At 65.5% G+C, this 20,192-nt stretch carries 22 protein-coding genes; 13 read left to right on the forward strand and 9 right to left on the reverse strand.

Annotation, left to right across the window (positions count from 1 at the left end; translation table 11 throughout):
- The first annotated feature begins 104 nt into the window (after positions 1 to 104).
- Together C491_RS04945 and C491_RS04950 are read left to right on the forward strand one after the other, a co-directional pair.
- On the forward strand, positions 105 to 1,982 hold the full coding sequence (locus C491_RS04945; RefSeq protein ID WP_049891477.1) for an outer membrane protein assembly factor BamB family protein: 1,878 nt from the start codon (positions 105 to 107) through the stop codon (positions 1,980 to 1,982).
- Positions 1,983 to 2,125: 143 nt separating this feature from the next.
- Positions 2,126 to 4,060: a PQQ-binding-like beta-propeller repeat protein gene (locus C491_RS04950; protein ID WP_049891479.1), complete on the forward strand. Its 1,935-nt coding sequence runs from the start codon at positions 2,126 to 2,128 to the stop codon at positions 4,058 to 4,060.
- A gap of 72 nt (positions 4,061 to 4,132) precedes the next feature.
- Here the strand turns inward: C491_RS04950 and deoC are convergent, their stop codons facing one another.
- Positions 4,133 to 4,768 (reverse strand): deoxyribose-phosphate aldolase, encoded by a 636-nt coding sequence (gene deoC, locus C491_RS04955; RefSeq protein ID WP_005554255.1) that lies wholly within the window; start codon positions 4,766 to 4,768, stop codon positions 4,133 to 4,135.
- Positions 4,769 to 4,839: 71 nt separating this feature from the next.
- On the opposite strand from deoC, the gene C491_RS04960 reads away from it, so the two are divergent.
- Positions 4,840 to 5,820, forward strand: a complete 981-nt coding sequence (locus C491_RS04960; protein WP_005554256.1) for a ribose 1,5-bisphosphate isomerase — start codon at positions 4,840 to 4,842, stop codon at positions 5,818 to 5,820.
- Positions 5,821 to 5,884: 64 nt separating this feature from the next.
- On the opposite strand, the gene C491_RS04965 is transcribed toward C491_RS04960, so the two are convergent.
- Together C491_RS04965 and tnpA are read right to left on the reverse strand one after the other, a co-directional pair.
- Positions 5,885 to 7,054 carry an RNA-guided endonuclease TnpB family protein gene (locus tag C491_RS04965; RefSeq protein ID WP_005554257.1) on the reverse strand — a complete coding sequence of 390 codons (1,170 nt, stop codon included), beginning with the start codon at positions 7,052 to 7,054 and terminating at the stop codon, positions 5,885 to 5,887.
- A 2-nt stretch (positions 7,055 to 7,056) separates the two neighbouring features.
- Positions 7,057 to 7,446, reverse strand: a complete 390-nt coding sequence (tnpA, locus tag C491_RS04970) for an IS200/IS605 family transposase (protein ID WP_005554258.1) — start codon at positions 7,444 to 7,446, stop codon at positions 7,057 to 7,059.
- A 163-nt stretch (positions 7,447 to 7,609) separates the two neighbouring features.
- Here tnpA and C491_RS04975 point away from each other — a divergent pair, with 163 nt between their 5' ends.
- From C491_RS04975 to C491_RS05000, 6 genes are all read left to right on the forward strand, one after another.
- On the forward strand, positions 7,610 to 8,371 hold the full coding sequence (locus C491_RS04975; RefSeq protein WP_160167140.1) for a cupin domain-containing protein: 762 nt from the start codon (positions 7,610 to 7,612) through the stop codon (positions 8,369 to 8,371).
- Positions 8,372 to 8,435: 64 nt separating this feature from the next.
- Positions 8,436 to 9,248 (forward strand): DUF63 family protein, encoded by an 813-nt coding sequence (locus C491_RS04980; protein ID WP_005554260.1) that lies wholly within the window; start codon positions 8,436 to 8,438, stop codon positions 9,246 to 9,248.
- A gap of 37 nt (positions 9,249 to 9,285) precedes the next feature.
- On the forward strand, positions 9,286 to 10,179 hold the full coding sequence (locus tag C491_RS04985; RefSeq protein WP_005554263.1) for a carbohydrate kinase family protein: 894 nt from the start codon (positions 9,286 to 9,288) through the stop codon (positions 10,177 to 10,179).
- A gap of 187 nt (positions 10,180 to 10,366) precedes the next feature.
- The gene (locus C491_RS04990) at positions 10,367 to 10,663 is read left to right on the forward strand and encodes a HalOD1 output domain-containing protein (RefSeq protein WP_005554265.1); all 297 of its coding nucleotides are present in this window, start codon (positions 10,367 to 10,369) and stop codon (positions 10,661 to 10,663) included.
- 100 nt (positions 10,664 to 10,763) lie between these two features.
- Positions 10,764 to 11,492 carry a nucleoside phosphorylase gene (locus C491_RS04995; RefSeq protein ID WP_005554267.1) on the forward strand — a complete coding sequence of 243 codons (729 nt, stop codon included), beginning with the start codon at positions 10,764 to 10,766 and terminating at the stop codon, positions 11,490 to 11,492.
- A 46-nt stretch (positions 11,493 to 11,538) separates the two neighbouring features.
- Positions 11,539 to 12,087, forward strand: coding sequence for an amphi-Trp domain-containing protein (locus C491_RS05000; protein WP_005554269.1), 549 nt, complete (start codon positions 11,539 to 11,541; stop codon positions 12,085 to 12,087).
- A 10-nt stretch (positions 12,088 to 12,097) separates the two neighbouring features.
- Here the strand turns inward: C491_RS05000 and C491_RS05005 are convergent, their stop codons facing one another.
- The gene (locus C491_RS05005; protein WP_005554271.1) at positions 12,098 to 12,823 is read right to left on the reverse strand and encodes a DUF547 domain-containing protein; all 726 of its coding nucleotides are present in this window, start codon (positions 12,821 to 12,823) and stop codon (positions 12,098 to 12,100) included.
- A 115-nt stretch (positions 12,824 to 12,938) separates the two neighbouring features.
- Between C491_RS05005 and C491_RS05010 the strand changes: the two genes are divergently transcribed.
- Positions 12,939 to 14,000, forward strand: coding sequence for an AI-2E family transporter (locus tag C491_RS05010; protein WP_005554272.1), 1,062 nt, complete (start codon positions 12,939 to 12,941; stop codon positions 13,998 to 14,000).
- 15 nt (positions 14,001 to 14,015) lie between these two features.
- On the opposite strand, the gene C491_RS05015 is transcribed toward C491_RS05010, so the two are convergent.
- Entirely contained in the window at positions 14,016 to 15,071 is a 1,056-nt protein-coding gene (locus C491_RS05015; protein WP_005554275.1) for an SDR family oxidoreductase, read from the reverse strand.
- A 148-nt stretch (positions 15,072 to 15,219) separates the two neighbouring features.
- Here C491_RS05015 and C491_RS05020 point away from each other — a divergent pair, with 148 nt between their 5' ends.
- Both C491_RS05020 and C491_RS05025 read left to right on the forward strand, forming a co-directional pair.
- Positions 15,220 to 16,473: a tRNA (N(6)-L-threonylcarbamoyladenosine(37)-C(2))-methylthiotransferase gene (locus C491_RS05020; protein WP_005554277.1), complete on the forward strand. Its 1,254-nt coding sequence runs from the start codon at positions 15,220 to 15,222 to the stop codon at positions 16,471 to 16,473.
- 76 nt (positions 16,474 to 16,549) lie between these two features.
- Positions 16,550 to 16,786 (forward strand): glutaredoxin domain-containing protein, encoded by a 237-nt coding sequence (locus C491_RS05025; RefSeq protein ID WP_005554278.1) that lies wholly within the window; start codon positions 16,550 to 16,552, stop codon positions 16,784 to 16,786.
- A gap of 24 nt (positions 16,787 to 16,810) precedes the next feature.
- Here C491_RS05025 and C491_RS05030 read toward each other — a convergent pair whose 3' ends face one another.
- From C491_RS05030 to C491_RS05040, 3 genes are all read right to left on the reverse strand, one after another.
- On the reverse strand, positions 16,811 to 17,221 hold the full coding sequence (locus C491_RS05030) for a cupin domain-containing protein (protein WP_005554279.1): 411 nt from the start codon (positions 17,219 to 17,221) through the stop codon (positions 16,811 to 16,813).
- 84 nt (positions 17,222 to 17,305) lie between these two features.
- Positions 17,306 to 18,181, reverse strand: a complete 876-nt coding sequence (locus C491_RS05035; protein ID WP_241431290.1) for a mechanosensitive ion channel family protein — start codon at positions 18,179 to 18,181, stop codon at positions 17,306 to 17,308.
- A gap of 87 nt (positions 18,182 to 18,268) precedes the next feature.
- A complete protein-coding gene (locus tag C491_RS05040; RefSeq protein WP_049891483.1) occupies positions 18,269 to 18,802 on the reverse strand; it encodes an HIT family protein in 534 nt (177 codons plus the stop codon).
- Positions 18,803 to 19,054: 252 nt separating this feature from the next.
- Between C491_RS05040 and C491_RS05045 the strand changes: the two genes are divergently transcribed.
- Entirely contained in the window at positions 19,055 to 19,255 is a 201-nt protein-coding gene (locus C491_RS05045; protein WP_005554282.1) for a DUF7835 family putative zinc beta-ribbon protein, read from the forward strand.
- Positions 19,256 to 19,268: 13 nt separating this feature from the next.
- Here the strand turns inward: C491_RS05045 and map are convergent, their stop codons facing one another.
- Positions 19,269 to 20,165, reverse strand: a complete 897-nt coding sequence (map, locus tag C491_RS05050; RefSeq protein WP_005554283.1) for a type II methionyl aminopeptidase — start codon at positions 20,163 to 20,165, stop codon at positions 19,269 to 19,271.
- Positions 20,166 to 20,192: the final 27 nt, after the last annotated feature.

The raw sequence follows: 20,192 nt of genomic DNA on the forward strand, positions 1-20,192 counted from the left end.
GCTCCGTCCAGCAGTTCCGATCCGACCTTTGAGACGGTTGTTGAGCGTTCAATTCAGTGATAACGACCCGGTAGTAATCCACATGGGCTAATTTCCGGCCACGTATGACGACGTGGCGACGACGGTCAGTGCTGACGACGGGCGCAGTGTTCGCTGCCGGTGGCGTACTCTCCTCGGCCGTCTCCGCTGACGGCGAGGACGATGATGAACAGCTTCCGGACTCGGATATCGACCCGAACCCGGAGACGGATGCGATGTGGCCGTCGAACGACGGCGATGCCGGCCACGCGAGGTACGCCGCCGACGCCCCCGAGTTCGATGGCGAGGCGCTCAAGGCCGCATGGACGGTCGAACGTGCCGATGGAAAGCCGGCCGTCGCCGACGGCGTCGTCCACCTGCAAACCTTGGACGGGATCGCCGCGTTTGACGCTGCGGATGGCTCGACCATCTGGGAGATTGACGGGGATGACGACTATGACTGGATACGATCCGCCAACGGGATCGAAACGAGCGATCCAGCGGTCCTCGGAGACACCGTCTACTTCCGCAGCCTGGAACCCAAAGCGGACGAGTACGGCGACCGAGTCTACGAACCCAACGTGGTCGTTGCACTGGATGCTGCAGACGGCAGCGTCCGTTGGGCGGAAGACCTCGACGAAGTGGGTACCTTGACCGTCGCCTATGGGACCGTCTTTACCCTCTCCGGTGACACCGCCTCCGAGGACACGGACGCCACGCTATACGCCCTGGACGCGGACGACGGCTCGGTCCGGTGGGAACGCGAGTCGATTACTATCGGAGCTGAGGACGACGAGGAGTACGAGCTGTTTGGGGAGACGGCTGCCGCAAACGGCGTCGTCTACACCGCAGCGAGGAGCGAGTCAGCGGAGATTGTAGTCGCGCTGAATCCGGACTCCGGTGACGTGATCTGGCACACCGAGGACGATCTGGATGACACACGAGGCGCCGGCCAGATCAGGGCGACGGCGGGGGGTGTCGCCCTCGACGCGTCCGGGTCCGACGCCCGGTATCTGTACGATCCGGTGACGGGCGACAAGCGGGAGACGGTAACGGCCCGCAGGACCGACCTCGTTCTCGGCGAGGAGATCTACATCGCTGGCGACGGCGATAACGAGCTCAACGTCCGCTCTCACGACGACGAGAACGGCGGCTGGGACCTCGAGGTGGACGAAAACGTCACCGACGCGGCCGTCATCGGTGGCGACACCGTTTACGTCTACTTCGCCACGAGTGACTCTTCCGAGTGGGACGGGTACAGCGGGGAGCTCGTCGCCTTCGAGAAGGACGACGGGAGCGAACGCTGGACGGTTTCGACGGACGACCGCTCCGTTGGAAACGTCGTGGCCATCGACGACGAGACGCTCTACGTCGAAGACGGTAACGCCCTCGTCGCGCTTCGAGAAGATCTGAACGAGGGCGATACCGAGAGAGACGACGAGACTCCCGAGGAAGACGAGGATGAATCTGTCGACGAAGACGAGGACGGCGACAGGGATCCCGAGAGCGACGACGAGGATGCGGACGACGAAGGGGGAGAGACCGACGACGAATACGAGGGCGAGGAGGACGGAGACGACGAATCGGATGACGTCGACGACGGTGACCAGGAGGAGAGCTCCGACGACGGAGATGACGATCCGGATGACACCGAGGGAGACGGCGAACCGGATGACGACGACGGTGACCGGGATGATACGGACGGCGACGGGGACGATAGCCGGAGTGACATCGACGACGGTAGCGACGGCGATACTGATGACACTGGAACTGGAGACGACCCAGACGATACCACAGAAGACACGGACGCCGAAACCGACGATGACGCCGATTCCGTTCCCGGGTTCACGACCGGTGCCGGCCTCGTCGGCGGCGCGGTAGGGCTCGAGTGGCTCCGACGGAAAGCGGGGACGAACGATACCGTAGACGAGCCAACGGAGGCTGCGGAGGACCGAGCGGAGTAACTGGCAACTCAGATCGGTGGTCCGCCAGCCGAACCGACGGACCCCGTCCAGCAGTCCAGATCCAATCTTGGGACGGTTGTTGTGCGATCAATTCAGTGATAACAACCCGGTAGTAATCCACACGGTCTGAGTTTTAGGCACGTATGACGTGGCGACGACGGTCAGTGCTGACGACGGGTGCAGCGTTCGCTGCCGGTGGCGTACTCTCCTCGACCGTCTCCGGCGACGGCGACGCCGACGATAACGACCTCCCGGACCCGGCTATCGAACCGAATCCGGAGACGAACGCGGTATGGCCGTCGTTCGACGGCGACGCCGGCCACGCGAGGTACGCCGCCGACGCCCCCGAGTTCGACGGTGAGGCGCTCGAGGCGGCCTGGACGTTCGAACGCGCCACTGGAGAGGCAGCAGTCGTCGACGGCGTCGTCTACGCGTCGACTCCGGACGGAATCGTCGCGCTCGACGCCGCGGACGGCTCGACGATCTGGGAGAACACCGACGTCGACGCGAATAGGCCGTCGGTCGTCGGCGACACCGTCTACGTCGTCGAGGACGAGCTGTACGCGCTCGACGCCGCCGACGGTGACGTCCGCTGGCAGACCGAACTCGAGCCCGAGGACTCGTCCGGAACACAGACCGTGGCCTACGGGAGCGCGTTCGTCGTCGCCGACGGGACGCTGTACGCTCTCGATACCGACGACGGCTCGGTCCGGTGGGAACTCGAGTCGATCACCGCCGAGACCCAAGGGTCGGACACTGAAGAGGCGGAGTTCGAGTTCAGGAGTACGACCGCCGCAGCGAACGGCATCGTCTACGCGCTGGCGGCGGACGACGACGGTGGTGCGCGCCTCGCGCTCGACCCCGAAACGGGCGACGAGGTCTGGCGGGCCGAGTACACGCAACACGACGGCTTCGGAATCCCGCGGGCACGTGCGACCACGACCGCCGTCGCTCTCGGCGGAGTAAGCCACTACGCGCGAGACGTTCTCGACGCACAGACCGGCGAAGAAAAGGGGAAAGCGACGGCCGAGGGAATCGAGTTCGTTCTCGGCGAGGAGCTCTACATCGGCGGCTACTACGGCGACGCGCTGACCGCAACGTCAATTTCCGACGACGCCGACGACTGGGGTATCGACGTGCTTCGAAACGTCAACAACGCGGCAGCCATCGGCGGTGATACCGTCTACGTACATCTCAACGATGAGGGAGGGACCGCTGACACCACGGATGCCGACGAGCTCGATCACTCGGAGTACCACGACGAACTCGTCGCCTTGAACACGGACGACGGGAGCGAGCAGTGGACGATCTCGACCGGCGAGCTTCCGATCGGCCACGTCGTGGCTATCGACGACGAGACCCTCTACGTCGAAGACGACGACCACGAGGGCGAGGGCCTCGTGGCACTTCGCGAGGAAACCGACGAAGACGGAGACAACGGCGACGAAGACGGTCAGCAGGAGGATGACGATGGAGAGGAAGACAGTGAGGACGGAAGCGAGGATGAGGTGGACGATACCGATGAGGACGAGCGGGAGGGACCGGAGGAAGACGGCGAAGACGACGGAAACGATGGCGATGAAGACGAAGATGGTGACGGTGACGAAGACGAGCAAGACGACGGTAGCGAGGAGGATGGCAGCGGGGACGAACAGGATGAAGATAGCGAGGAGAGCGATGACGGTGGAGACGAGGACGACGAGCAGTACGGCGGGGAAGAAGGAGACGAGGACGAAGCCGAGCGTGATGACGGCGTCGGCGACACCGACGAGGACGACGGTATCGGCGAGGACGAAGACGATGAAACGGGCGAGGACAGTCCGAACGGAGACGACGAAGTCGAAAGCGAGGACGAGCCGGACGCCGACGACGAGGACGATGAAGCCGATACGGACGACGATGACGACTCGGACACCGAAACCGACGACGAGGCCGACTCCGTCCCCGGGTTTACTACCGGTGCGGGTATCGCGGGCGGTGCGTTAGGACTCGAGTGGCTGCGCCGACGGGCCGCGACCGACGCGTCGGCGGAGCCGGCGGACGAACGAACGGTGCCTGCGGACGAACCCGAGAACTAACGGATCCGTCGCGGTGCCGTCGATTCACTTCCCCGGACGGCTCGAGCGACGGACCCCAAAGTGATTGCCGTGTTACTCCGGCGCACCCTCGAGGATCTCGACCCCGCTCGAGGCGCCGATGCGTTCGGCGCCGGCCTCGAGCATTTCGATCGCCTCGTCGTAGCTGCCGACGCCGCCGCTCGCCTTGACTGGAAGGGACTCGCTCATGAGTTCGACGTCCGAGACCGTCGCGCCGCCGTCGGCGAACCCGGTCGACGTTTTGACCATCGCGGCGTCGGCCTCGCGGGCGGCCTCGCAGCCGTCGCGTTTCTCGTCGTCGGTCAGCAGGGCCGTCTCGATGATTACCTTGACGGGGATCGGGACGGCCGCGACGAGTTCGGCGAGTTCGTTTTCGACGGCCTCGAGCCGACCCGTTTTGACGTCCGCAACGTTGAGGACGACGTCGAGTTCGTCGGCGCCGGCCTTCCAGGCGAGGACGCCCTCGCGGCGTTTCACGTCGGGGGCGTTCTGGCCGTGGGGGAAGCCGATCACGGTCGCGACGGTGACCTCGGGCGCGTAGTGGGCGGCGTGTTCGACGGCGTACGGCGGGATGCAGGCGTTCATTCCGTGGTCGGCGGCGACGTCGAGGACGTCCTCGACGTCGGCGATCGTCGTTTCGGGGCCGAGGACGGTGTGGTCGATCAGGGGAGCGAGTTCGTCGCGATCCATACCGACCCGACTCGCCGAACGGTCAAAAATCCGTCCGATCCCTTATTTGGGTCCGGGGGCTACTGGCCGTCATGGACGAGGAGCAACCCGACGTCGCCCCCGTCGTCGAGGCGACGGCCGACGATATCGCGACGATGGAGATCCGCGGCGCGGCGGCGATCGGGGACGCCGCGGCGGAGGCGCTCGCGATCCAGGCCGAGCGCTCTGACGCGTCGACCCCGACGGCGTTTCGCGATCAGCTACGCGCCGCCGCCAGAGAGCTGTACGAGACCCGACCGACCGCCGTGAGCCTCCCGAACGCCCTCCGGTACGTCCTGAGAGGGATCGAGGGCGAGACCGTCCCGGAGCTTCGGGAGTCCACGATCGAACAGGCCCGGGAGTTCCAGGCCGACCTCGAGCAGGCCCAGGAACGGCTCGGCGAGGTCGGGGCGAATCGCTTGCGGGACGGCGATGTCGTGATGACTCACTGTCACTCGACCGACGCGCTGTCCTGCGTCGAGGCGGCGCTGGATGCGGGCAAACACGTCGAGGCGATCGTCAAGGAGACCCGGCCGCGAAAGCAGGGCCACATCACGGCCGAACAGCTCCGGGAGTGGGACGTCCCGGTAACGCTGGTCGTCGACAACGCGGCCCGACGCTACCTGGACGACGCCGATCACGTGCTGGTCGGGGCCGACAGCATCGCCGCCGACGGCAGCGTTATCAACAAGATCGGGACCAGCGGGCTGGCGGTCAACGCCCGCGAGCGCGGCGTTCCGGTGATGGTCGCCGCCCAGACGATCAAGCTCCACCCCGACACGATGACGGGCCACACCGTCGAGATCGAGATGCGCGACGAGTCGGAGGTACTCTCCGAGACGGAGTACGCCGACATCACCGGCGGCGACCGCGCCGACGACGGCCTCACGGTGGAGAACCCGGCGTTCGACGTCACGCCGCCGCGTCACGTCGACGCGATCGTCACCGAACGGGGCCAGTTCCCGCCGGAAAGCATCGTCACGCTCATGCGGGAGCTGTTCGGCGAGACGACCGGCGAACCCTGGGAGGTATAGCGGCGGAGCGACGGCTCGAGCCGCGAGCCCGTGGGTCATCCGACAGACGTGACTTCTCCCACGACTAAAGTCGTGGACTTCCCTCACTGAGGGTTAGGCCCACGTCTTTCGGGGAGTTCGCAGGTTCCATCTCACCGCTGGTTCCGTCGAGTACGACCTGCGTTTCGGGCTGAGCCACGGCAGCCCCCACCGTGGATAGCGGGCTCTGAATGTCCTTACCCACAGCTCGTTTGCCGATGTTCGACGCACCGTTCTTGTCCGCATTATCGTCCAACCCACAATCACAACACTCTACCCGCCCCTGCGCCCCACGGCTCGTGTTCTGCGAGCCACATCGCCAGCACGTCACAGACGTGTCGTACTCCGACACCGGGATGCACTCTCGCCCGTCGAGGTGAGATTTGTACGTGAGGATGTTCGCCAGTTTCGCGTACGGCATCTTGTGGGTCTTATCGTTCACATACCGTCCCTCATCGTTGTCGAAGCGCAACCCGGTCATATCACCGAACACGATGACGGCGTTTCGCTCGCGAGCGCGAGCGATGAGTTCGTTCGCCACTTGATGCAACTCGTGTTCGACTGTCCACGATTCCTTGTCTCCGATTCGTTCGATCACCTGTGCGCCCTGTCGAACCTTCGCCTTCCCGATTGACTTTCGGAGTTGTTTGTAGTGTTCACGGACACGCCGGACTTCAGCGCCGTGGAACTGTGTGTCGCGGTCGGAGAGAAACGTGCTGACGGCGATCCACTTCGCACCCATATCGACGGCGAGAACGTCGTCGTATTCGTCTGCGACGGCCACAGACCGCTTGCAGACGAGATGAACGTACCACTCGCCGTCCCGATGGACGAGTTCCGAGTCACGGATGTACTCATCGGTGAGCAGGTGCGTGTCTTTCTCGGGGACGTGAACGGGCACCCAGATGCTATCTCCCCGTTCTCGCTTGGGATTGTAGATTGGGAGTTTGAACCACCACGACGAGAGCACGGTGTCCTCGTCGTGTTCAATGGTGATGCAGTCGTTGCGGAGGACGACGGGCTGGTCGGTGTCCTCTCGCGGATTCTTGTTCGACCGGACTTTCCCCGCCTGTTGTTTGGTGGCGGAGTAGAGGCTCGCGTCGCCACCGTGAACGGCGTCTTGGAACGCCGTATACTCGCGTTCGATGAGGCGGGCTTTCCGCTCGGTGAGCGAGTGGAGTTTGACACGTACTGTGGTAGTGACTTCGCGGTGCATCGCTATTGCCCAGTCTGTGCTTCGATGTACTCCTCGATGGTCTGACTCGACACTTCGCCCGCCGAGGAGACGAAGTACGAGCGTGTCCACAGCGACGGGAGGCCGAAATCAAACTCGTCGCGAAGGTTCCGCGAGGTGTAGCCCTTGACCTGTTGGATGATTTTGTTCGGTGAGAGTGTCGGGTTGCCCGTGATGAACAGGTGTACGTGGTCGGGCTGGATTGCCAGCCGGAGGATGGTGAGTCCGAGTTCGTCGGCTTTCTCCTCGATGAGGTGTTCGAGGCGGTCGGCAACCTCGTCTGTCAGTACCGGTTTACGATACTTCGGACACCACACGAAGTGGTAGTGGAGGTTGTGAACCGACGTTCGCTCTCGGCTGTACCCCCGTGGCATACTGTTATATAGACGTCAATCTATATTAGATGTTATGATTCTATCAACCTTCGGTCGGCTATTGAGGATGGATTGTGTCGTATTTGATCGGATTCATCCCACGACTGAAGTCGTGGGCTTTCTCCTCGAACCTCTGTAACCCGACCCCATCGGTACAATGAACATGAGCGACGAGATTCAGGTAGTTGACCCGGCGGCGATCGAGCCGACGGAGCCGGTGTCGGGATTACTCGAGCGAACCGCGCTTCACGCAGGCGGCCGCGGGTTAGTCGTGTTTCGCGTCGACGATGAAACGGCACGGTTCCGCCGCGAGGGGACGACGTACGGATGGGTCCGTGCGGGTCACGGAACCGTCGCCCGTCCCGACGACGAACGGCCCGCCGAGCTGTCGGCCGGCGACTTCCTGAAGATTCCGGCGGGCACAACTCGGCGGTACGTCGCCGAATCTACGTCTCTCGACGTCCTCGTGGTCGTGGACGGCGAGCCGGAGCCAACGGGCACCGATTCCCGGATCGCCGTCGGCGAGGGATCCCTCTCGGTCGTCGGACCTGACGAACTCGAGCCGACCGCCGAGAGTCCGGAGCTAACCCGAGAGACGCCGTTTCCCGACGAGGACGTTCTGCCAATGCGGGTCCGAGCCGCGGGCGGGGCGGCGGCAGGCTGGCACCACCACAGCGAGAACGTCTACTTCGGCTACGCCGTCGACGGCCCGAGCGAGACGGAGTACGGGCCGGACGGCGAACGCGTCGCGCGCATCGAACGCGGCGAGTGCTTTCACGTCCCACCGGGGCTGGTTCACCGGGATACGAACCCGACAGACGAGGCCCACACCGGAATCGTCTGGCTCTGCGGGGGTGAGCCGTGGGTCGTGAACGTCGACGAGCCCGGCGGTTCCGAAACGGTTTCGGCCGCCGAGAACCGGTAGTGACACCACCTTCGAGGCGGTCGGGATCGGAAGCGGTTAGTCGCTGCTGTGTTCCAACTCGAGTATGGTGCTTCCCGAGGGGTTCGCGCTCCCGCCCGCGCAGTTTCTCGTCCCGCTCGTAGTGGCGGCCGTCGCCGTTGCCGCGGCGCTGTGGTCGGCCGATCCACCCGTAACCGATCGGACGGTGCTCGCTTTCGTCCCCTGGATGGTGTTCGGCTCGAGCCTGCACGTTCTCCACCGGCTCGACGCCTACCCCGAGGACCTCGCCGTGCTGTTCGGAACGCCGAGCGTCTACGTCATAACGGGGATCGCGGCCGGCGCCGTCTGGCTCGGCGGGATCGCGCTCGAGCGAACCGGAGCCGCCTCGAGCGAGTCTCTCGTCGCCGCCGTCGGCACGCTCGGCTTCGTCGGCGCTGCAGCGACCGCCGTCAGCGTTCAGGGCGGGTTCGGCAACGTCTTCTGGCCGCTGCTCTCGGTCGTCCTGACGGTGCTGGTCACGGCCGGCGTCTGGGCCGCGCTCGGCCGGCGCTACGAGCGGGTCGCCGCAGTCACGGGCGCGACCGGCGCGCTGGTCGTCTTCGGTCACACCTTGGACGGGATCTCGACGGCGATCGGCTTCGACGTTCTCGGCGCCAGCGAGGAGGTTCCGCTCTCGCTTCTGATCCTCGAGGCCGGCCACGCCCTCCCGACGGCCGACTACATCGGCGGCGGCTGGCTGTTCGCCGTCGTGAAGGTCGCACTCGCAGTGGTCATCGTCGGCCTGTTCAGAGCGTACGTCGAGGACGCCCCGCGACAGGGTCGGGCGCTGCTCGCCCTCCTCGCTGCGGTCGGGCTCGGACCGGGCGCGCACAACGTGCTCCTGTTTCTCGTCACCTAGACTTTTTGCCCCCCGCGCCCTCTGTTGATAATCTGTTATGGTTACCGTCCTCACCGCGGGTCACGTCAACTGGGACGTGACGCTCCGTATCGATCGACTCCCGGTCGCCGACGGCGAGGCCTCGATCCGCTCCCAGCAGCAGTCCGGTGGCGGCAGCGCGGCGAACGTCGCCGCGACGCTGGCCGGACTCGAGGTCGATGTCGGTCTCGTCGGCAGCGTCGGCGACGACGACAACGGACTGCTCGCCCGTCACGAACTCGAGGAGACCGGGGTCTCGATCGACGGCGTGCGAATTGTCGAGGACGCCGAGACGGCCGTCAAGTACCTGCTGGTCGAGGACAGCGGCGAGGTCGCCGTCCTCGGCAACGACGGCGTCAACGAGGCCGTCGAGCCGGCCGACCTCGAGCCCGAGCGGATCCGGGCGGCGAGTCACGTTCACCTGACGAGCCAGCGTCCCGACACCGCCGCCGAGATTGCGTCGATCGCAAGCGAGGCGGGCGTCACCGTCAGCTTCGATCCCGGCCGTCGCCTGGGCGAGCGGGACTTCGGCGATGCGCTCGCGCTCGCCGACGTGATCTTCGTCAACGACCGCGAGGCCGAGGCGATGCTCGAGGCCGAGTACAGCGACTCGGCGTTCGACGATCGGTTCGTCGTCGTCAAACACGGCGCCGACGGCGCGTTGCTCCACACGCCCGACGGCGACCACGTTCACCCCGGGTTCGAGGTCGAAACGATCGACACCGCGGGCGCCGGCGACGCTTTCGCCGCCGGCTTCCTCGCGACGATGGTCGCTACCGGCGACGGCGAGTTCGACCCCGAGCGAGCACTCGAGTACGCGAACGCCTGCGGTGCGCTGACTGCCGGACGGAAGGGGGCACGAAGTGTCCCGTCGGCCGCCGAGGTCGAGGCGTTTCTCAGCGATCGACACTGACGGGTTATTTTATATGATCGAGTATGATAGATATCGGTAGATGTCTGACACACGAATGACGGCTGTATGACGAGCGGATGAGAGCGTCCGCGTCCGGCGGTTCTCATCGAGTGTTTCCCGGCGGTACCTATTTGTCGAGTGCCGTTGGCCAGTGGTCTAGGGAGTCACGGCGACGTGACTGAGAGACATGAACGAACGAACGACACCCAACACCCCTGGATGTGGGTTCGGTCAGCGCGTCCAGTACGACCGAGACGACAACGAACCGCCCAGTATCGCCGTCGCGACGGCGCTCGCGACCTATCACGGTGAAGACGTCACCGACTCCAGCATCCGGCTGTACGACTACATCGATCCCGAGGCGCTCGACTCGCTGTTCGTCCGTACCTACAGGGGCGGCGATCGGTCGACCGGGACGGTCGTCTTCGACGTCGACGACGTCACCGTCACCGTCACCCCGGACCAGGTAGAGGTAACCGGGTAGGCCGACTGCGCGCTCGAGGGTCGACGGCGGCTCCGGGGGGTGCTCTCGAGGCCGTGCCGGCCTCGAATCTTTTTTCTCGTCGCCCGCGGAACGCGAGGCTATGGCAACGCAGCCACACCTGCTGGTCGAGGAGGGAGACCTGACGGACGTCGCGCTGATTCCGGGGGATCCGGGTCGCGTCGATCGGATCGCCGACCACTGCGACGAGTCCGAAGTCGTCGCCGAAAACCGCGAGTACAAGGTCGTCAACGCCACCTACGGCGACCGTGAGCTCACGATCTGCTCGACGGGGATCGGCTGTCCCTCGGCGGCGATCGCGATCGAAGAGATGGCCAACGTCGGCGTCGAGACGTTCATCCGCGTCGGAACAACCGGTGCGCTCCAGTCCGACATCGAGATCGGCGACATGATCGTGGCGACCGGCGCCGCGAAAAACGAGGGCACCTCGAAGCGCTACGAGGACGCGGAGTACCCCGCCGTTCCCGATTACGGGGTGCTGTCCTCGCTGGTTGACTCGGCCGAAGCGAACGACGAGGACGTTCACATCGGTCCGATCGTCTCGGACGACGCCTACTACGCCGAGACGGACGAACACGTCGCCGACTGGGAGAACGCTGGCTTGCTCTGCGTCGAGATGGAGGCCGCCGCGGTCTTTACGCTGGCACGCCGGCGCGGACTCAGTGCGGGCGCGATCTGTACCGTCGACGGCAACCTCGTCGAGGGGACCCAGAAGGGGACCGACACCGAGGACGACGAGCTCCCCGAGAAGGCCAAGAACAACGTCGGCCGCGCGATCGACATCGCGCTCGAGGCGACGACGCAGCTCTGAGCCGTTCCTGGTGAAAAACTAACCCGTTAGGAGTCGTACCGGACGTATGGGAGAAACACTGTTCGAACTCGAGCACGCCTACGACCGCGACGAGCTGGCCGCTATTTTTCGCGAGTTCGCCGTCGCGCTCGAGGCCGAGACCCCCATCGAACTGCACAGCGGCGAGCGCCGGCTCACGATCGACGTCCCCGCGGACGTCGTCGCCGAGCTCGAGGGCGAACACGAGGACGGACGAACCGAACTCGAGTTCGAACTGGAGTGGGACGATCCCGACGGAACCGGCATCCGCGTCACGGACGCCGAGACTGAAGGGGGTACCGAAGACGCCGAAACGACTGCCGTCGACGAGAGCACGAGTACGGGCGCCGACGAGACGAGCGATCGGGTCGAGACGAGTGAGTCTCCAGGACGGCGAAGCCGATTCGAGGTGTACGAGGACCGCGCCGAGGAGTGGCGCTGGCGGCTCGTCCACTGGAACGGCAACGTGATCGGGGACAGTGGCGAGGGGTACGCCTCCCGGTCGAACGCCGAGCGGGCCGCCCGAGGGGTCATGCGAAACGCGCCGACCGCGCGGATCGAACGCCGCGACGAATAGTCGATGACGGCTAGCGCTCGAGCGTCTCCTCGAGTTTGAGGGTCTCACGACGAGTCGCCCGCTCGTACTCGAGCGACGGCGACGCGGTCTCGGGGATCGCCTCGTACTCCCGCAGGAAGTCGAGGACACCGTGCTTGCCACCGAAGTCGCCCCGGTACCGCCAGAAGAGCCGCGGTACGGTCGCGACACCGTCATCGGGGTCGTAGCCGACGGTTTCCTCCAGGTGCCAGCGGATCGAGATGTCCAGTTCCTCGTCGACGTCGGCCGCGGAGTAGACGGCGATCGGCGGACAGTGGTCGCCACCACGACTCAGCGCGAAGTGGATCCGCGGATCGCACTCCTCGAGTCGGAATTGGCGCTCGAATCGGGAGGGGAACGGCCGCGGAACGTAGCCAAAGCCCCAGGGATGTTTCGATCGGCGGAGCATGCCGTGCTGGATATCGTTGAGGCTCAGCCAGACACCGCCGACGGGGATTCGATCGCGGCCGAAGAACGTCCAGCGGTCGACGAGCCCGCCCTCGAGAAGTTCGGGCGACTCCTCGAGCAGCAACTGCGCGTAGGCGTTGTAGCAGTTGAACCAGAACGCCAGTCGGCGCTCGCGACTCGAGAGCGCCCGCTCGAGCCGGGAGCGCTCGAGGGTCGCCAGGTGCGTTCGCAACCAGTCGTGGTCCCCCTCGGTTTTGACCGTGTAGAGAAGATCGGCCGACAGCGAGAGGGGATCGAGCTGGGTCGACATCCGAACTAGGCTAGGTGAACCAGCTTCTTGAAGGCGTGTTGCGACTGGCTACGACACTCCGTTGTCGGAATATGTCGGGTCCGGCTTTATCTTCACGACGCTGGAACAGTAAGTCGTGAATCGCAGCAAAGGGTATCTACTCGTTCTCGTCGCGATTTTTGCCTACCTCTCCTGGCAGCTCGTCGTCCCGTTCTTCCAGTACGTGTTGCTCGCGCTGTTGCTCGGCTTCGTCCTGTTCCCGCTGCAGCAGCGACTCGAGGAGTACGTTCCGCCGGCGCTCGCCGCGCTCTCGCTCGTCTTACTGGCGATCGTCGGCTTCATCGTTCCGTTCGTGCTCGTCGCCGCGGTCGTCGCCGAGGACGCGGCGGAGCTGATCCAGGAGACCGATCCCGACGACCTCCAGATCGCGGAGATCGAGGCGCTGATCGAGGAGGAGACCGGCATCGAGGTCGACATCGTCGGAACGGTCGCCGACTCCGCCCAACAGATCGGCTCGATCGCTCTCGAGCAGGCGACGGACTGGTTCAGCGCGCTCACCAGCGCGCTGATCGGGTTCGGGCTGGCGCTGTTCCTGCTGTTTTACCTGCTCAANCGCTCAGAGATGTGTATAAGAGACAGGTTTTACCTGCTCAAGAGCGGCGACGACCTCATGGACTGGATCCGAGCGCGGACGCCCCTTCCCGACGACGTTCAGGACGACCTCTACGGCGATCTCAACGAGGTCACGTGGGCCGTCCTCGCGGGCCACGTTCTGATCGCGATCATCGAGGGCGTCATCGCGGGCCTCGGACTGTTCGCGGTCGGCATCCCCAACGCCGCGTTCTGGACGTTCATCATGGTGATCCTCTCGCTGGTGCCGCTGATCGGCGCGCCGTTCGTCTGGGTCCCCGCCTCGCTGTACCTCTTTGCAACCGGCGAACCCATCCTCGCCGCGGCGCTTGCCATCTACAGCGCGGTCATCGTCGGCATCTGTGACGACTACCTCCGACCGGTCGTCGTCGACCGCTACGCCGAGATCAGCCCCGCGGTGATCATCCTCGGCGTGCTCGGCGGGATCTACGCCTTCGGAATCATGGGCGTGTTCTTCGGTCCCGTCGTCGTCGGTGCGTTCATCGCCGCCGTCAACGTCCTCGACGAAAACTACGACCGGCTCGGGGCTGAGTCGGGATCGAGGTAAGAGTCACGGAGCCGGCTACCGCGCTCGGCGCCGCATCATCCTGTAACCGGCGTACGCGAGTCCGGCGAGCCCGAGCCCGAACCCGAACGTCGCCTTCCCGGGCGTTCGCCCGCGCTGTCGCAGCCTGGTGTAAAGACTCGACTCGGCGACGTACCCCTCGTAGTCGCCGCGTTCCTCGAGGTCACCCGCGGGCACCTCGAGCCCGCTCTCGGCGTCCGGCCGCGGCGGCTCGTCCTTGCGCTGCTGAGGGCCGAAGACGGTCTTCATCAGCGTGTCCATCAGCTTCGGGGTGTACTTCCCGAGCAGCGTGAACTGTTTCCCCCCGCCCCCGACGGTAACCTCCCGCTGGGGGTGTTCCGCGGCGTGGAGGATCGCCCGCGCGACCGTGTCGGGCGCGTACACCGGCGCCGGTACCGTCGCCGCCTCGTCCATGTGGTTCTCCGCGTTTTGCGGGTAGGGCGTGTCGATCGCGCCCGGTTTGACCAGCGTTACGGTGATCGGTCGCCCCTCCTCCTCGAGCTCCATCCGCAGGGCGTCGGTGAAGGCCTTGACCGCCTGTTTCGACGCCGAGTAGCTGCCCTGCAGCATGATCGAGCGATCGGAGACGATGCTGCCGACGTTGATGATCGTCCCGCCCTCTTCGAGGACGTCGAGGGCCTCGAGCGAGCCGTACAGCAGGCCCCAGACGTTGGTGTCGAACTGCTCACGCATCTCCTCGACGGGGATCTCCTCGAGGCGGCCGTAGATCGAGACCGCGGCGCCGTTGATCCAGGTGTCGACCCCGCCGTAGGTCTCCTCGGCGACGCGGGCGATCTCGCGGACGTCCTCCCGGTTGCCGACGTCAGCGACGACGGAGGTGGCGTCGCCGCCGTCGGCCTCGATCCCCGCGACGGCCTCCCGGAGGACGTCCTCGCTACGCGCCGCGAGGACGACCCGCGCGCCCCGATCGGCGGCCATCCGTGCGGTCGTCAGTCCGATTCCCGACGAGGCGCCGGTGATCACGATCACCTGCTCCTCGAGCGGTTTCGGCTCGGTCTCGGTCTCTCGTCCGCTGGTGAGTCCCTGGAACATCGCTATCGTCCCAACGGGGACGACGGGTTTGCGCTCGGGGCCTGTATGCGCGTGCACGGCGTCGCTCGAGCGCCGCCTCGGAGACTGACGCGAACGGCCCCGATCCGTCGGGCTTTTGGCTCGCGGGATCCGAACGGTACTAACGACGATGGCCCGGTACCACATCGAGACGTACGGCTGCACGTCCAATCGCGGGGAGAGCCGCGAGATCGAGCGACGGCTCCGCGACGCGGGCCACCACCGGGTCGACGGCCCGGACGAGGCCGACGTGGCCATCCTCAACACCTGCACGGTCGTCGAGAAAACCGAGCGCAACATGCTCCGCCGGGCCGACGAGTTGGCAGACGAGACCGCCGACCTCTACATCACGGGCTGTATGGCCCTGGCCCAGGGCGAGGAGTTCGCCGCGGCCGACGTCGACGGACGAGTGCTCCACTGGGACGAGGTCCCCGAGGCGGTCACAAACGGCGAGTGTCCGACGACGACCCCAGACGCCGAGCCGATCCTCGACGGCGTCGTCGGCATCCTCCCGATCGCGCGGGGCTGTATGTCCGACTGCTCGTACTGCATCACCAAGCGCGCGACGGGCAAGATCGACTCCCCGAGCATCGAGGAGAACGTCGAGAAGGCCCGGGCGCTCATCCACGCCGGTGCGAAGGAACTCCGGATCACGGGCCAGGACACCGGCGTCTACGGCTGGGACGAGGGCGAGCGCAAGCTGCATCGCCTGCTCTCCGAGATCTGCGACCTCGAGGGCGAGTTCCGCGTCCGCGTCGGAATGGCCAACCCGAAGGGGGTCCACGGCATCCGCGAGGAACTCGCCACGGTCTTCGCCGAGAACGACGAACTGTACGACTTCCTGCACGCCCCGGTGCAGTCCGGCTCGGACGACGTGCTCGGCGACATGCGCCGCCAGCATCAGGTCGAGGAGTACCTCGAGGTCGTCGAGACGTTCGACGACCACCTCGACTACTGGACGCTGTCGACGGACTTCATCGTCGGCTTCCCGACCGAAACGGATCACGACCACGCCCAGTCGATGGCGCTGCTCCGCGAGACCCGCCCCGAGAAGGTAAACGTCACTCGCTTCTCGAAGCGGCCCGGCACCGATGCAGCCGAAATGAAGGGCCTCGGCGGGACGATCAAGAAGGAACGGTCGAAGGAGATGAGCGCAGCGAAGCGAGAGATCGTCGGCGAGGCCCACGCGTCGATGGTCGGCGAGGTCCGCGAGGACTGTCTCGTCGTCGAGGACGGAACTGCCGACTCGGTGAAGTGTCGCGACTCGGCGTACAGACAGATAATCGTCCAGAACGCCAGCGACCACGGCATAGAGCCCGGCGACTTCGTCGACCTCGAGGTCACGGCCCACGAGACGATGTACGCCTTCGGCGAGCCCGTCTGAACCGCTTCGACCCGTTCGACTGTCCCCTCCCGGGCGCCACCGACACTTTTGCCACACCCGTCCGTACCCGCACGCGATGCTCGAACTCTACCAGCTCGAGGGCTGTCCGTACTGCGAGGTCGTCGCCGACCGGCTCGACGAACTCGAGGTCGACTACGAGAGCGTCTGGGTCGAAGCGCTCCACTCCGAACGCGACGAGGTAAAACGAGTCTCGGGCCAGCGGGGGGTTCCCGTCGTTGTCAACGAGGCCTACGGCGTGACGATGGCCGAGTCCGAGCGCATCCTGGAGTTTCTCGAGTCGACGTACGCCTGAACGGCAGCGCGAAGCGGGCGACCGCTACTCGCTCCCCTCGTCGAACTCGCCGGGATCCCGCCCCGGGTCCTCGACGTTCGGCGCGCCGACCGCGAGGACGATCCCCTCCTCGTCGCCGACGTTGCGGTGGCCGTGGCCGACCTCGGGTCTGGCCAGCCAGAACGCGCCGGCCTCGACCTCGCGGCGCTCGGTGTCGCCGTCGGGGCCGAGGGTCAGCTCGAACTCCCCCTCGAGGGCGAAGTACAGCTCCTCCTGTTCGGCGTGGGCGTGGTACCGGATCTCCTCGTCGGGCTCGAAGTACCAGAGCTTGAGCTGGACGTGCTCGCTCGGGAGGAAGTCGTCGATCGCCCGCATCTGTAGATCCGAGGGCACCTCGTCGATCTCCGAGAGGTCGGTTAGCGGGACGTCGTCGGTGTGTACCACCTCGTACTCCATAGCGTCCTACGTCGAGGCGACGAGAGGGAAAAAACGTCCGGTCGAGCGGTCGAGCTTGCCGGCACCGACCGTTCCCAAGGGACGTTAGCGATCGAGCGCACTCTCGTCGGTCGCCGCGGACCTCGACACGACGCCGATCTCGCCCGCGATCTCCTGGGGACCGGTCCGTCCGAGATCGACGCCGGCCTCCTCGAGCCGATCGACGATCTCGCGGGCGTACTCCGATCGGATGCGACCGTACGTGATCCGATCGGGTTCTGCGATCCACAGCGAGGCGACGACCTCGACGGTCTCGCCGAGGTCCGTAACCCGCACGATCGGCTCCGGCCGCTCGAGGACGTCCGGATGGTCGGCCGCCACCTCCGAGAGAATGCGGACGACGGCGTCGAGGTCGTCACCGTAGTCGACCCGCACCGGGACCGTCAGGCGGAGTCGACCGTTGAGTACGGTGTTGGTGACCGCGTTCGCGGTCAGCTCCGAGTTCGGGACCGCGATCACCTCGTTGTCGAAGGTTCGAACTCGCGTCGACCGGAACCTGATGTCCTTGATCACCCCCTCCTTGTCGTTCCAGCGGATCCAGTCGCCGATGTTGAACGTCGGGTCGGTGACGATGAAGACGCCGCTGACGAGATTGCCAACCACGTTCTGGGCCGCGAACCCGAGCGCGACGGTGAAGGCGGCGACGAGGATCGCGGCGCGCTCGAGGACGAAATCGAGGCCGGCCAGTGAGAGGCCGGCAACGACCGCGGCGACGACAACGCCGACGGTGGCGACCCGCTCGATCCCCTCTCTGAGGGTCCGCTCGGTTCCCCGAAGCTCGAGCGCGAGTCCGAGGGCCGGAAGGACGACGAACCGTCCGACGGCGTAGATCAGCGCGACCGTCACCAGAAACGTCGCGAAGTTGTCGAGCAGAGTGAGGTACGCGCCGAGCAGCTCCTCGAGCGGACGCAACGCGGACACGACGTTCGTGTTCGGTCCCGTCCCGCACAAGGGTTCGGCCGGCACTCGCGGCGTTCCCCGGTCTGCGACCGCCCGCAGTCGGCTCGCTTACTCGAAGATGACGGCACCAGCATCGGAAACGGTCGCACCCTCCTGGTCGGCGAACGCCTCGCGGACGCGCTCGTAGGTGTCCTCGAGGGCCTCGACGATCACCGACGTATCGCCGATGACCGGCATGAAGTTGGTGTCGCCCTCCCAGCGCGGGACGACGTGGGTGTGGAGGTGGTCGTCGATCGAGCCGCCCGCGCCGTCGCCCAGGTTAAGTCCGGCGTTGAACCCGTCGGGGCCGAGTGCGGTCTCGAGGGCGTCGAAGGTACGCTGTTTCAGGCGCGCGTGATCGAGCAGCTGCTGGTCGTCGAGTTTACCGTAGTCGCCGGTGTGTGCGTCGGGGATCACCATCGCGTGGCCAGGGTTGTACGGGTAGTTGTTCAGCAGGACGAACGCGTGCTCGCTGCGCGCGACGACCAGGTTCTCCCGGTCGGCGTCGTCCGCCGAGAACGTACAGAACACGCAGCTGTCGTCGGGGTCTCGCTCGTCCCGTTCGACCCACTCGATCCGCCACGGTGCGAACACCTGGTTCATATCGCGGTACACTCGAGGGATCCCTATAATCGGATCGAAGGACGGCGGGGAGGCCATTCGAGAGACGAACCACAGTATTCCGGTTGTATGACGGAACGTGGCGCCGAGTGGGAAACGTTTCGGAGAAGGGCCGATGAACGATATAAGCGGATCTGAGGGCGTATCGGGGACGAGATCCGGTCGACGAACACGTCAGTTTACTTCTCGAAACGATACAGAGGTTTAAGATGGTACTCCGAGAAGAGAGAAGTAATGGCAACCACAGACGACTCGTTTAACGGGCTGACCGAACACTGCGAGGACTGCGACCTCGATACCCCACACGAGGTGTCGGTCCAGCTCCGAACCGAGAGCCGAAAGGAGGAGAACGCACAGTTCTCCCGGGAACCCTACCGCGTCGCCGAGTGCAAACGCTGTGGTACGCGGACCAGCCAGCGGATGAACAACGCCTAGCGATCCGAAACGATCAGGCCGTCGTCACTTCGCAGCCGTCCTCGGTGACGATGACCGTGTGTTCTTTCTGACTGACGAGACAGCCCTCATCCTCTTTCAACACCGGATAGCCGTGGACGATGTCGTTTCGCTTGAGTCGGCGCAGCGCCATCTCCGGACGACTGGTCTCGAGCCAGCGGGTCGCGAACGGGAGCGTGCGGAACTCCTCGGTGATCTGTTCTAAGGCCTTGCGGGCGTCCCGGTTTCGAACCGATCCCTCGCGCTCGAGCGCGAAGATCTCCTCGCTTGCCCCCTCGGTTACCTTCCCGCCGCCGTCGGTCGCGAACGGCTCGATCGCGACGACGTCGCCGACCTCCAGGGTCGTCCCCTGCGAGACCGCGCGGTTCGGGATCGTCGGACTGGTGTGTTGCTCCCAGTGGCCCAGCCCGTGACCGGTGAGGTTGACGACGGGGTTGTAGCCGTAGCTGGTGATGACGTCCTCGATCTCGGCGCCGATATCGCCGGTCTCGACACCGGGCTCGATCATGTCGATCGCCGCCTCGAGGGCCTGCTCTGGCGCCTCGGCGAGCTCGGGGTTGCCCGAGTGGTCAACGGTGATCGCGGTGTCGGCGAGCCAGCCGTCGATGCAGACGCCGATGTCGAGGTTGATCATCTCCTCGCCGAACGTCGACTCGTCGCCGATCGAGGGGGTCGCGTGGGCCGCCTCCTCGTCGATCGAGATGTTTACGGGAAACGCCGGCTTCCCGCCGAGTTCCCGGATGCGGTCCTCGGCGTACTCCGCGATCTCGAGGTGGCTCGCGCCGACCTCGACGCGGTCTGCGGTCTCTGCGCGCACCTTCGAGAGGATCTCCCCGGCTTCGCGGAGCTTCTCGTACTTCTCGGAGTCGAAGTCCACCTCGGATTCGGCCATGTACCGGAGTTACACCGGTCGGCAAAA

Source organism: Natronococcus amylolyticus DSM 10524 (assembly GCF_000337675.1).
GTDB lineage: Archaea > Halobacteriota > Halobacteria > Halobacteriales > Natrialbaceae > Natronococcus > Natronococcus amylolyticus.